At 67.1% G+C, this 11993-nt stretch carries 10 protein-coding genes and 3 pseudogenes; 5 read left to right on the forward strand and 8 right to left on the reverse strand.

Annotated elements, in window-relative coordinates; genetic code table 11:
* Nucleotides 1-12 precede the first annotated feature (12 nt).
* From G6N33_RS26975 to G6N33_RS26995, 5 genes and pseudogenes are all read left to right on the forward strand, one after another.
* Nucleotides 13-1022: pseudogene (locus tag G6N33_RS26975) on the forward strand (SDR family oxidoreductase).
* Between the two features lie 105 nt (nucleotides 1023-1127).
* A complete protein-coding gene (locus tag G6N33_RS26980; RefSeq protein WP_044505596.1) occupies nucleotides 1128-2249 on the forward strand; it encodes an enolase C-terminal domain-like protein in 1122 nt (373 codons plus the stop codon).
* A 98-nt stretch (nucleotides 2250-2347) separates the two neighbouring features.
* Nucleotides 2348-2992: a PAS and ANTAR domain-containing protein gene (locus G6N33_RS26985; RefSeq protein ID WP_044505595.1), complete on the forward strand. Its 645-nt coding sequence runs from the start codon at nucleotides 2348-2350 to the stop codon at nucleotides 2990-2992.
* 7 nt (nucleotides 2993-2999) lie between these two features.
* Nucleotides 3000-4785, forward strand: a pseudogene (locus G6N33_RS26990) (ABC-F family ATP-binding cassette domain-containing protein).
* 4 nt (nucleotides 4786-4789) lie between these two features.
* Entirely contained in the window at nucleotides 4790-6103 is a 1314-nt protein-coding gene (locus G6N33_RS26995; protein ID WP_044505593.1) for a cytochrome P450, read from the forward strand.
* Here the strand turns inward: G6N33_RS26995 and G6N33_RS27000 are convergent.
* The 8 genes and pseudogenes from G6N33_RS27000 to G6N33_RS28085 form a co-directional block, all read right to left on the reverse strand.
* Nucleotides 6086-7156, reverse strand: a complete 1071-nt coding sequence (locus G6N33_RS27000; protein ID WP_044505592.1) for a type III polyketide synthase — start codon at nucleotides 7154-7156, stop codon at nucleotides 6086-6088. The genes G6N33_RS26995 and G6N33_RS27000 overlap by 18 nt on opposite strands.
* 143 nt (nucleotides 7157-7299) lie before the next feature.
* A complete protein-coding gene (locus G6N33_RS27670) occupies nucleotides 7300-8052 on the reverse strand; it encodes an acyl carrier protein (protein ID WP_163771745.1) in 753 nt (250 codons plus the stop codon).
* Between the two features lie 20 nt (nucleotides 8053-8072).
* Nucleotides 8073-9224: an acyltransferase domain-containing protein gene (locus tag G6N33_RS27675; protein WP_170310415.1), complete on the reverse strand. Its 1152-nt coding sequence runs from the start codon at nucleotides 9222-9224 to the stop codon at nucleotides 8073-8075.
* An 84-nt stretch (nucleotides 9225-9308) separates the two neighbouring features.
* Nucleotides 9309-10373, reverse strand: coding sequence for a beta-ketoacyl [acyl carrier protein] synthase domain-containing protein (locus tag G6N33_RS27680; protein ID WP_170310416.1), 1065 nt, complete (start codon nucleotides 10371-10373; stop codon nucleotides 9309-9311).
* Nucleotides 10373-11161, reverse strand: coding sequence for a phosphopantetheine-binding protein (locus G6N33_RS28070; RefSeq protein WP_408632750.1), 789 nt, complete (start codon nucleotides 11159-11161; stop codon nucleotides 10373-10375). Before G6N33_RS28070 ends, G6N33_RS27680 begins: the two co-directional genes overlap by 1 nt.
* Nucleotides 11158-11396, reverse strand: a pseudogene (locus tag G6N33_RS28075) (ketoreductase domain-containing protein). The gene G6N33_RS28070 and the pseudogene G6N33_RS28075 overlap by 4 nt, the downstream one beginning before the upstream one ends.
* The gene (locus G6N33_RS28080; RefSeq protein ID WP_408632751.1) at nucleotides 11368-11622 is read right to left on the reverse strand and encodes a KR domain-containing protein; all 255 of its coding nucleotides are present in this window, start codon (nucleotides 11620-11622) and stop codon (nucleotides 11368-11370) included. Before G6N33_RS28080 ends, G6N33_RS28075 begins: the two are co-directional and overlap by 29 nt.
* A 60-nt stretch (nucleotides 11623-11682) precedes the next feature.
* Entirely contained in the window at nucleotides 11683-11859 is a 177-nt protein-coding gene (locus G6N33_RS28085) for a hypothetical protein (protein ID WP_408632752.1), read from the reverse strand.
* Between the last annotated feature and the right edge of the window lie 134 nt (nucleotides 11860-11993).

The raw sequence follows: 11993 nt of genomic DNA on the forward strand, positions 1-11993 counted from the left end.
AGGACAATTCCGATGGCACACAACGTCGTAATCACCGGAGCCAGCGCCGGAATCGGGCGCGCCACCGCTGCACTTTTCGGCCAGCGCGGAGCCAACGTCACCTTGCTCGCCCGCGGCGCGGCAGGGCTGGACGGCGCGGCCCGCGACGTCGAGGCGGGTGGCGGCAACGCGCTGCCCATCCCGACTGACGTCGCCGATTTTTCGGCGGTCCAGGGCGCCGCGGATCAGGCCGAGGCCGCGTTCGGGCCCATCGATACCTGGATCAACGTCGCATTCACCTCCGTTTTCGCTCCTCTCCGCGACATCAGCCCCGCCGAGTTCAGGCGCGTCACCGAGGTCAGTTACCTGGGCTACGTGCACGGGACGATGGCCGCGCTGGCAAAGATGCTGCCCCGCGACCGCGGCGCGATCGTCCAGGTCGGGTCCGCGTTGAGCCAGCGGGCCATCCCGCTGCAGTCGGCCTATTGCGGAGCCAAGCACGCGATCAACGGCTTTACCGAGTCCGTGCGCTGTGAGCTGCTGCACGAAGGCTCCCGGGTGCGGATCACCCTGGTACAGATGCCGGCGGTCAACACCCCGCAATTCTCTTGGGTGCTGTCGCGATTGCCTCGGCTTCCACAACCGGTACCGCCGATCTATCAACCCGAACTCGCCGCGCGGGCCGTCGCTTACGCCGCCGCTCATCCGGGGCGCAAACAATACTGGGTCGGCGACAGCACTGCGGTCACACTGGTCGCGCAGAAGTTCATCGCCCCCCTACTGGACCGTTACCTCGGCCAAACGGGATACGACTCCCAGCAGACCGATCAACACACCAGCGGCCAACGACCGGACAACTTATGGAGACCGGTTGACGACGCCCCGGCAGCGATCACGGCGCCCACGGCGGCTTCGATGACAGGTCCCACGGCCGGAGCCCGCAGGTGTGGTTGTCCCGCCATCGCGTCGCCGGCGGCACCGCGGTGCTGGCCCTTGGCGTCGGTGTGCTGGGCGCCCTGGCCGCCCGACGAGGACCATGGTGATGGTTTGGATACGGCTCAGTTTCGTCGGGCTCCCCCGCCGTCGCATTCTCAGCGCCACGATCCGCCGAGCGCCGTCCTCGCCCGGTTGAACCTGCAGGAGCTCAGATGACCACAACCACCAGCCGCTCGGACGTCTGCATCGACCAGGTCACCGCCCAGGCGTACGAAATACCCACAGACGCACCAGAAGCCGATGGCACGTTCGCGTGGACCGCCACGACGCTGGTATTGGCGGAGGTGACCGCGGGGGGCCGGCGTGGGATCGGCTATACCTACGCGAGCAGCGTCGCCCGCGAACTGATCGCCGGCCCGCTCGCCCATGCCGTCACAGGGCATTGTGCCCTCGACATCACCGCCGCGTGGCAGTCGATGGTCACGGCGATGCGTAACAACGGACGTCCGGGCCTGGTCGCCTGCGCGATCTCGGCGGTCGACACGGCGCTGTGGGACCTCAAGGGCAAACTATTGGAAACGCCGGTTTGCCGGCTGCTCGGCATGGCGCGGCCCGAGGTACCGATCTATGGCAGCGGGGGATTCACCACCTACGACGAACACACGACTCGAACGCAACTCGAGTGTTGGGTGGACGGCTGGAAGATTCCGCGGGTCAAAATCAAAATCGGTGAGTCGTCGGGCTCTGCCCCGCGTCGCGATATCCGGCGGATCGCCTTCGCGCGCAAGGTTATTGGTCATGATGTGGCACTGTATGTCGACGCCAACGGCGGCTACGGCCGCAAGCAGGCGATCCGGGTCGCGCACGCCATGGACGAGCACCATGTCACATGGTTCGAAGAACCGGTGTCATCCGATGACCTCGTCGGCTTGCGGCAGGTGCGCGATCAGGTGCGCCCGGACGTCGCCGCCGGCGAATACGGCTACGACTTGGCGTATTTCAACCGGATGCTGGCCGCCGAGGCGGTCGACTGTCTGCAGATCGACGTCACCCGCTGCGGCGGCATCACGGACTGGCTGCGCGCCGCGGCCGTTGCCGCCGCGAACAACGTCGAGGTATCCGGACACTGCGCCCCTAACCTGCATGCTCACGTGGCCGCGGCGATCCCGAACCTGCGGCATCTCGAGTACTTCCACGACCACCATCGCATCGAACAGCTGCTTTTCGACGGCGTGCTGCCCCCAGCGGGCGGGGTACTGCGGCCCGATCAGGGACGGCCCGGACTCGGCCTGGACTTCAAGCGCCCGGACGCCGAGCAGTTCCGAGTTAGCTGAGCCACCAAAACCTGCGCAGCCGCAACAGGAGTCTGGTTGACGGACGTCGATATCGGCAATATCACCGAAGTGGAACCAACGTATTTCGGGGGCCCGCGATGACTGTGAACTTCGACGACGATACCGCTCAGCTGGGGGCCATCGACTTGGTCTTAGGCCTCGGCGAACCGCAGCGAGTCGGCAGATTCAAGTTCTTTCTCGACGGCGAGCGCTGGGAGTGGTCCGATGCTGTTGCACGCATGCACGGCTATGAACCGCGAACGGTGGAGCCCACCACAGAACTCCTGCTGCAGCACAAGCACCCGGACGACCGCGAGGGCGTCGCGACGGTGCTGGACCGCGTGGTCAGTGGCGAGCCGTTCAGCAGCCGACACCGGCTCGTGGACAAGGCCGGCCACACCCGCTGCGTCATCGTGGCGGGCGAGGAAATGCTCGACGACACCGGCGCGCTGATCGGCACGTCGGGTTTTTACGTTGACGTCACCGATTCGCTGCACTCCGACATCACCCAGGTCCTCGAGGCGGTGGCCGACGCCCGCGCGGCCATCGAGCAGGCTAAGGGCGTGCTGATAGCTGCCTACGGCATCTCGGCCGAGCGCGCCTTCGACGTCTTGGTCTGGCGCTCCCAGGAGACCAACCTCAAGGTTCGTGACCTGGCCGTGCGATTTTTGAAGGCCGTCGCCGGAACCTCTTCGCCGGACACCCGGACCCACGTCGACCACGCGTTGCTCACTCTCGAATAATTGCCCGGTGGCGCACCTACTGGGGGGCCGAGGCCGTTCACCTGGAATACCCGACTCGGGTCGTGTTCGAGTCGATCTCGTTGGGGGGTCAGCGACGGCGCTCGCATCGGCATCGTCGGACGCAACGGCGACGGCAAGTCGAGTCTGCTGCGTCTGCTGACCGGTGAGCTGCAACCCGACGCCGGTCGCGTTACCCGGCGCAGCGGGTTGCGAGTCAGTGTGCTCAGCCAGGCCGACACCCTGGACCCGGCCCGCACCGTGGGCTGGACACTGGTCGGCGAGGCGGCCGAGCATCAGTGGGCCGGCGACCCACGTATTCGCGACGTGGTGGCTGGGCTTGTCGCCGATCTGGATTGGCATGCAACGGTTTCCACGCTCAGCGGTGGACAGCGCCGGCGGGTGCAGCTGGCCCAATTGCTGATCGGTGACTGGGATGTCGTCGCCCTCGACGAGCCCACCAACCACCTCGACATCGAGGGCATCACCTGGCTGGCGGATCACCTGCAACAGCGTTGGACGCGCAACGCCGGCGGCCTGCTGGTGGTGACGCATGACCGGTGGTTCCTCGACGAAGTGGCCAGCACGACGTGGGAGGTGCACGACGGCATCGTCGAACCGTTCGAGGGCGGATACGCGGCCTATGTGTTGCAGCGCGTCGAGCGCGACCGGCAGGCCGCCGTGGCGGAAGCCAAACGACAGAACCTGATGCGCAAGGAGCTCGCCTGGCTGCGCCGCGGGCCGCCGGCGCGGACCTCCAAGCCGAAGTTCCGCATCGATGCCGCCAACCAGTTGATCGCCGACGTGCCGCCGCTGCGCAATACCGTCGAGTTGGCCAAGCTGGCGACGGCCCGGCTCGGCAAGGACGTGATCGACCTGCTGGATGTGTCGGTCTGCTACGGCGGTCGCCCGGTGCTGCGCGACGTCGAATGGCACATCGCACCGGGGGAACGAACCGGCATCGTCGGCGCCAACGGAGCGGGTAAGTCGACGCTGCTGGGGTTGATCGCGGGCACGATCACGCCGGATAGCGGACGGGTCAAGCGCGGCAAGACCGTGCGGTTGTCGGTACTCGACCAGCAGGGCGACTTGTTGACCCGTTTACCGGCGACCGTATTGCCGACGTGCTGAGCGGGCTGCGCGGCGGCTACCAGGTCGAGGGCCGCGAGGTGACGCCTGCCCAGCTGCTGGAACGCCTCGGCTTCGGACGGGGCCAGCTCTCGGCACGGGTCGGCGAGCTGTCCGGCGGCCAGCGGCGGCGGCTGCAGCTGATGCTCACGCTGCTGTCCGAACCGAACGTCCTGCTGCTCGACGAGCCCACCAACGACGTCGACACCGACATGCTGACCGCGACCGAAGACCTGCTCGACTCCTGGCCGGGCACGCTGATCGTGGTCTCCCACGACCGCTACCTGCTGGAACGCGTCACCGATCAGCAATACGCGATCCTCGACGGCCGATTGCGCCACCTGCCCGGCGGCATCGACGAGTATTTGCGGCTGGCGGGACGGTCCGCGAGCGCGCCGGTGCCGTCTCAGGCTTCCGCTCAGCCGCCGTCGCGGCCGCAGGCGATGTCCGGCGCACAGCGCCGCGCCGCGGAAAAGGAGCTGGCCGCCGTCGACCGCCAGCTGGCCCGGCTGGCGGATCGCATCGCCGCCAAACACGTCGAGCTCGCCGAGCACGACCAATCCGACCACGTCGGCATCACCCGGTTGACCGGCGAGCTCCGCGACCTGGAGGACGAGGTCGCCGCGCTGGAAACCCGGTGGCTGGAGCTCTCCGAAGTGGTCGAATGATGCCATGAGGACGCCGCCGCGCCGACCGGTCCGCTACCTGCCCGGGCAAGCGCTGCTCGCGCTGTACCGGCGCCGCGGCGCGGTGATCGATGCCGGGATCGGCCGCCACGGCTACACGTATCTCCTCGGGCCGGCGGCGAACAAGTTCGTGTTCGCCAACGCCGACGCGTTCAGCTGGGCGAAGACGTTCGAAAACCTGGCCATCGTCGACGGGCCGACCGCGCTGATCGTCAGTGACGGCGACGATCACCGGCGCCGCCGCAGCGTGGTGGCGCCGGGGCTGCGGCATCGCCAGGTTCAGGACTATCTGGGGACCATGGTCGCCAATATCGACCTCGTCATCAACGGTTGGCAACCGGGCCAACGGCTGGACATCTACCGGCAGTGCCGCGGCGCGGTGCGGCGCAGCACCATCGAGAGCCTGTTCGGCCCGCGACTCGCGCAGCATTCCGACTTTGTGGGCGAGCACCTGCAACCGTTGCTGGATCTGACTCATCAGCTGCCCCAACTGGTTTCGCTGCAGCAACGTCTCCGAGCCCCCGGCTGGCGGCGGGCGGTGGCCGCGCGGCAACACCTCAACGATTTCATCGACGGTCAGATCATCCAGGCGCGCAGGCAGCCCCGGACCGACGATCACCTGCTGACCATGCTGATCGAGGGCCGGGGTGAAGAGGGATATACGCTGAGCGACAACGAGATTCGCGACTCGATCATCTCGCTTATCACCGCCGGCTACGAAACCACCAGCGGGGCGCTGGCCTGGGCGATCTACCTGCTGCTGAGCTTGCCGGGCGCGTGGGAGCGGACCGCCAACGAAGTGCGTCGGGTCCTGGGCGATCGGTCACCGGGCACCTGGGCGGCCGACCTGACCTCCCTGACCTACCTCAATGGCGTGGTGCAGGAAACGCTTCGGCTGTACTCACCCGCGGTGATTTCGGCCCGCAGGGTGATGCGCGACCTCGACTTCGACGGCGGCCGGATCCGCGCCGGCCGGTTGCTGATCTTCAGCGCCTATGTCACGCACCGGCTGCCCGAAGTGTGGCCGCAGCCGGACGAATTCCGGCCGGAGCGGTGGGATCCGCGGGCCGCGGAGTACCGCAAGCCCGCACCGCACGAGTTCATTCCGTTCAGCGGCGGATTGCATCGGTGCATCGGGTCGGTGATGGCGACGATGGAGATGACGGTGATGCTGGCCCGGCTAGTCAGCCGAACAACGCTCCGCCTGCCCCCACAACGCATCCGCGCGGCCAACCTCGCGGCGCTGAGTCCCAAGCCGGGGGTCTTCGTCGAAGTCGACGCCTTAATGCCAGCGCAGTAGTACGAGTTCGGACGAGAAGCCGGGCCCCATCGCGACGATCAGCCCGGGGCTGCCGGCGGGTGGTGGTTTGGCGATGGTGTCGCGCAGCACGTGCAGCACCGACGCCGACGAGAGATTGGCGATCTCGCCCAGCGAGCGCCAGGTCAACTCCAGTGCCTCGGGCCGCAGGCCGAGGGACTTGCCGATCGCCTCGATCACCTTCGGGCCGCCCGGGTGACTGACCCAGGCCTCAATGTCGTCCCGGGTCAGGCCGTGTCGGCTGAGGAACTGGTCGACGTCGTCGGCCAGGTGGCGCTCAATCATGGGGGCCAGTTCCGGGGACAGCACCGGCTGTAGACCCGATGATCCGACGTGCCACGCCATGACCTGCAGCGAATCGGGGTAGAGGCGGCTGCGTGAATCGACGATGTCCGGACCGCCGGCCCGGCCCTGCTCGTCGCCTTCGGCGCGCCGATCCCCCACCGCGACCACCGCGGCCGCCCCGTCACCGAACATCGCGGTAGCGACCAACCCGGAGACGGTCGGCTTGACCGTGGGGAAGGTCAGCGAGCATAGCTCGACCGACACCAGGGCCGCGACGCCGTCCTGGGCCCCGCGCAGGTAGTCGTGCAGCGCGGCCACGCCGGCCGCGCCGCCGGCGCACCCCAGCCCGAACAGCGGCATCCGCCGAATGTCTGCGCGCAGACCGAGGCGGCCGGTGATGCGGGCGTCCAGTGATGGCACCGCCACTCCGGTGACGGTGGTAGTGGCGATCATGTCGACGTCGCGGGGTTGCAGCCCGGCGTCTTCGAGGGCGCCCTTTAGCGCCTCGCAGCCGAGGTCGACCGCCTTTTCGATGTAGATCTCGTTCGTCTCGCTGAAATCGGTCAGCGACAGGTATTGCTCCAGCGGCAGCGCCAGGTGGCGACTGTTGACCTTCGCACCGGCGTACAACCGCCGCACGATATCTTCGTGTTCCTGCAGCGCCGGAAGCTGGACGAACTGATCGGTGATCTCGCTCTGGCTGTAGCGGTGCGGCGGCAATGCACCGAACACACCTGCGATGACGCTCATATCTAGCCTCTGCTCAGAACGATTCCCCCCACTGCACGAAAGTGTATGCGGCCCGGTTCAGGCCCGCAAAGATACAGCTATTCAACATGTGTCGGATACATCGTGGTGAAGGTCGTAATCGTGTTCCCTCAACGGGGATTTCGTCATTCGATATCGTCGGTTTTGTTGGACTCCAACGCCAGCGCGATCAACGCATCGGTGCTGAGCGAGTCGATGACGTCACCATCGACCGCCACCTCGGCGAGCGGTGGTTCGGTCTCACCGGCCAGCACCAGCAACTTGTCCAGCAATCCCGTTCGCCGAAGTTCGCGCAGCGGAATCCTTCTCAGCGTTGCCCAGACCTCGTCATCGTCGGACTCTGTGCCAGACATTGCCTCCTCGCCGTGCAGCAGTCGCTGGCGCAGCTGAGCGGCCAGCGCCGACGGAGTGGGAAAGTCGAATATCAGGGTGCGCGACAACGCCAATCCGGTGGCGGATTTGAGCCGGTTGCGAAGTTCCACCCCGGTCAGCGATTCGAAGCCGAAGTCCTGAAAGGCGCGGTCGACGTCGATGTCGCGGCCACTCGAGTGTCCTAACACTGTTGCCGCGTGTGCGCAGACCAACTCCAGCAGCCGCCGGTGTTGCTCGTCGGGCGGCAGTGTCCGCAACTCCTCAGCCAGGCCGGCCGCCCGGCTCACCGGAGCCGACGCCGCACCGTCGGTGTCCAGCCAGAAACGTTGCCGGGCAAAGCCATACGTCGGAAGACCGACGCGCCGGGCAGCCAGTCCACTGAGCACCGCGGGCCAAACAACATGCGTCCCTTGGCAGAACAGTTCCCCGACCGCGTCCAGTATGTCTTCGACTTCGCGCCGGTCTTGGGTCAGCATCGCGACCGCGGCCGCATCCTCATCGCGCAACGACCGCCCGATGGCGGCGCTTAGGCCGCCGCCGGCCCCACTTCGACGAACACCCCGGCTCCCAGCGACTCCGCCAACCGCACGCCGTCGACGAACCGCACCGGACGGCGCACATGTTCAACCCAATATGCCGCCGACCCGTAGCCGGGTTCGGCCAATTGCCCAGTCATGTTGGATACCAGCGTAATTCGTGGTTCATGGGGCGTGATACCGGCGATGAGGTGACCGAACTCGTCCATCATCGGCTCCATCAGTGCCGAGTGAAACGCGTGAGACACCGCCAGCCGGTGCACTCGGGTACCCTGTTGCGCGAATCGGTCGGCCAGGGCGTGCACGGGGCCCTCGGCACCCGAAACCACCACGGAATCTTCGGCATTGACGGCCGCGATCGCGACGTCGGGGCTGAGCAACGGGGCAACCGCTTCCACGCCCGCGGCGATCGCGACCATGACGCCGCCGGCCGCAAGCTCGGCCATCAGCCGGCCCCGGGCGGCAACCAGCCGGGCGGCATCTTCGAGCGTCAGCACATCCGCGACGTGTGCAGCGGTGATCTCGCCGACTGAATGGCCCATCACCAGGTCGGGTTCGATTCCCCAGCTGCGCAACAGTGCCGTCAACGCCACCCCGATCGAGAACAACGCAGGCTGCGCATACTCGGTGTTGCCCAGCAACTGCGCGCTGTCCCCCCAGATGACGTCGCGCACGTCGGCGCTCGTATGCCGATTCAGCGCGACGACGGCCGCGTCGAAAGCCTCGGCGAACACCGGCCACCGGTCGTAGAGCTGCCGCCCCATCCCCAGCCATTGGGAGCCCTGCCCGGGGAAGACGAACACCGTCTTGCCCAGCGGTTTGGCCCGTCCGGCCACCGCATCGGAATCACCAGCGGCCAGCCGCGCCAAACCCGTTGTCAGCCCGTGCCGGTCGCTGCCCACCAACACAGCTCGATGCTCGAGCACCGCGCGAGTGGTGGCCAGCGACCAGGCCACGTCGGGCACCGTCAATTCCGGCTCGGCGTCAAGATGGGCCGCCAGCCGCGCAGCCTGGTTGGTCAGTGCCAGCTCGGAACGGGCCGAGAACACCCAGGCCACCGGTGTCTGCGGTGCCGCCGACGTCAGCGTGGGGGGCATCGGGGGCGCCTGCTCGAGGATCACGTGCGCGTTCGTCCCGCCCATTCCGAATGACGACACCCGGCCCGCCGCGGCCGGCCGGTGCCGGCCAGCTGGTCGGCGTGGTGTTGATCTGCAGGCCATGGTCTTTCAGATCGCCGGCTGTGGCTCCGTCGTAATGAGGCTCGCCGGGATCATGCTGTTGTCCAGGGCGAGCACTGTCTTGAGCAGGCCGGCGATGCCGGCGGCGGCCCCCGTGTGGCCGATGTTGGTCTTCACCGAGCCGAGGCGCACCGGGCCCTGTCGTCGTCCGGCGAAGATCTCGCCCAGGGCGCAGACCTCGATCGGGTCGCCGACTTCGGTGCCGGTGCCGTGCGCCTCGATGTAGTCGATATCGTCGCTGCCCAGGCCGGCATGTGCGAGCGCGCGACGGATGACCGCGACCTGTGCCGAGGTCGACGGCACGGTTTGCCCGGCCGAGCTGTGCCCGGCATTGTTGACTGCAGTTGCGCGGATGACCGCGCGGATGCGGTCGCCGTCCTCGATGGCGTTGGGTAACGGCAGAGCAGCACCAGGCCGGCCTTCGGACCGCACGTACCCGTCGGCGCGGCGGTCGAATGCGTAGGTGTGACCGGAGACCGACAAGGCGCCGAATTCGTGTTCCAGCATTGCGGTTTCGTCGGCCAGGTTGAGATGGATGCCGCCGGCGACGGCAAGCGTCGACTCACCGGCGCGCAGGCTCTCGCACGCTAGGTGGACGGCGACCAGTGACGACGATTGCCCGGAGTCGATCGCCATGCTGATGCCCTGCAAACCGAAGGCGTAAGAGATTCTGTTGGCGATCATCGCGCGGCTGAGCCCACCGAAGGAATGGTGGTCGAGGTGGTCGCCGCCCGCGCGAAGCGTCAGGACGGCGTAGTCGTCGTTCATTGCGCCGAGGTGGATCGAAACATAGTCGCCACGAATGGTTTCCGGGATCAGGAAGGCGTCTTCGAATAGCTCCCAGGCCAGTTCGAGGGCCAGCCGCTGCCGCGGGTCCATTGCGCGGGCCTCGCGCGGGGAGAGGTTGAAGAAGTCGGCGTCAAACTCGGCCGCGTTTCCGGGTAACCGGTTCTCTTCGCGTCCGTCCCGCAGCACCTTCCAGAACTCATTCGGGCTGCCGGCTCCGGGCAGCCGGCAGGCCAGGCCGATGATCGCGACGTCGGTGGGTGCCATCAGGGGCCGTAGTCGTCATCGAGGATGGCGAAGAGTTCGCGTTCGGTGGCGGTGGCGATGTCGTCGTCGAGCAGCTGCGTTTCGTCGGGTGCGGTCGGCGGTGGACTTTCCAGCTCGGCCAGGATGGCTTGGATGCGGGCGGCCAGGCGGGTCTTGTCGTCGGGGGTCCAGTCGGGTTGATTGACCAGGGTCTGTAGCTCGCGGGCGATGTCGTTGAACCGAGCCAGCCGCTCGGGCTCGGCGGCCGATGCCCCGGGTGTCGCGGAGCTCAGCTGCTGGTCGATGTGTTCGGCCAGCGCCGCCGGTGTCGGGAAGTCGAAGATCAGGTTCGGCGAAAGGGTGAGTCCGGTCGCGGTTTTCAGCCGGTTGCGTAATTCCACCGCGGTCAGCGAATCAAAGCCGAGATCCTGGAACGGCAGCTGCGCCTCGAGATCGGCGCTCGATCGACCCAAAACCGTTGCGGCGTTGGTGCACACCAGTTCCACCAGTTGGTGGTGGCGCTGCTCGGGACTGAGCCCGTGCAGCCGGGTGGCCAGGCCCGACGTCGGGACGGCGGCTCCGGCGTCGGTGATGAGTCGACGGCCCGGCCGGGCGACCAGATCACGGAGCACGGGTGGGACGGCGCCGCGTGTACCCAGCCCGGAGGGGTCGATGCGTGCGGCAACCAGCAGTGGGCGGTCGGCCAGCATGGCTTCGTCGAACAGTTGCAGCGCGTGCGGGGTGGATAGCGGTGCCAGTCCGCTTCGGCTCATGCGGGCTTTGTCGCGCTCGTCGAGGTGTCCGGTCATGCCGCTGGCCTGTTCCCACAGCCCCAGGCCACCGACAACCCCGGCAGACCCTGCGCCCGCCGCGCAGTCGCCAACGCGTCGAGGAACTGTTAGCCGCCGCATAGTTACCCTGCCCCGGCGAACCAACGATGCCAGCCATCGACGAAAACAACACAAACGCCGACACATCGTGATCCCGGGTCAACTCATGCAAATTCCACGCACCATCAACCTTGGCCCGCAACACCACATCCATCCGCTCCGGCGTCAACGAACCAATCAATCATCAGAGCACACCAGCGGCATGGAACACACCCCAACGGATACCGCGGCGACAACCCCAACCAACTCACCCACCGCCCGCGATCAGCCACATCACAGGCCACCACCGACACCTCAGCCCCCGCCACCGTCAGCCGGTCCACCACCTCAGCGGCCCCTGCGCCTCGGCCCCGACGACTCACCAACACCACATGGCCCACCCATACCGGGTCACCAGATGCTCAGCCACCGCCGCACCAGCCATCCCGGTACCCCAGTAATCACCACACTGCCACCAGCCAAGCCACCCCCGACGTCGCAAACAAGCGATCGTCGGGACCATCCGGCAACGTCAGCACCACCTTGCCGATCTGGCGGGCCTGACTAACAAACCGATACGCCGCCGACGCCGACCGCACGTCAAACACCTTGACGGGCAACGGCGTTAACACCGGCATCGAAGAGTCCGACCAGATCCGAGAGCATCGACGCGATATGGTCCGGACCGGCTTCCATCAGGTCGAAGGCGCGGTAGCTGCGCCCTCGGGGACGGTGGCGGGGTCACGCAGGTCGTCTTGCCCATCTCGATGAA

The organism is Mycobacterium simiae (genome assembly GCF_010727605.1).
GTDB lineage: Bacteria > Actinomycetota > Actinomycetes > Mycobacteriales > Mycobacteriaceae > Mycobacterium > Mycobacterium simiae.

Bases quoted from the DNA above. Each gene is read 5' to 3' on its own strand.
- G6N33_RS26980 (WP_044505596.1), top strand. From the start codon at position 1,128: ATGACCACAACCACCAGCCGCTCGGACGTCTGCATCGACCAGGTCACC.
- G6N33_RS26985 (WP_044505595.1), top strand. From the start codon at position 2,348: ATGACTGTGAACTTCGACGACGATACCGCTCAGCTGGGGGCCATCGAC.
- G6N33_RS26995 (WP_044505593.1), top strand. From the start codon at position 4,790: ATGAGGACGCCGCCGCGCCGACCGGTCCGCTACCTGCCCGGGCAAGCG.
- G6N33_RS27000 (WP_044505592.1), bottom strand. From the start codon at position 7,156: ATGAGCGTCATCGCAGGTGTGTTCGGTGCATTGCCGCCGCACCGCTAC.
- G6N33_RS27675 (WP_170310415.1), bottom strand. From the start codon at position 9,224: ATGGGCGGGACGAACGCGCACGTGATCCTCGAGCAGGCGCCCCCGATG.
- G6N33_RS27680 (WP_170310416.1), bottom strand. From the start codon at position 10,373: ATGGCACCCACCGACGTCGCGATCATCGGCCTGGCCTGCCGGCTGCCC.
- G6N33_RS28070 (WP_408632750.1), bottom strand. From the start codon at position 11,161: ATGACCGGACACCTCGACGAGCGCGACAAAGCCCGCATGAGCCGAAGC.
- G6N33_RS28085 (WP_408632752.1), bottom strand. From the start codon at position 11,859: ATGCCGGTGTTAACGCCGTTGCCCGTCAAGGTGTTTGACGTGCGGTCG.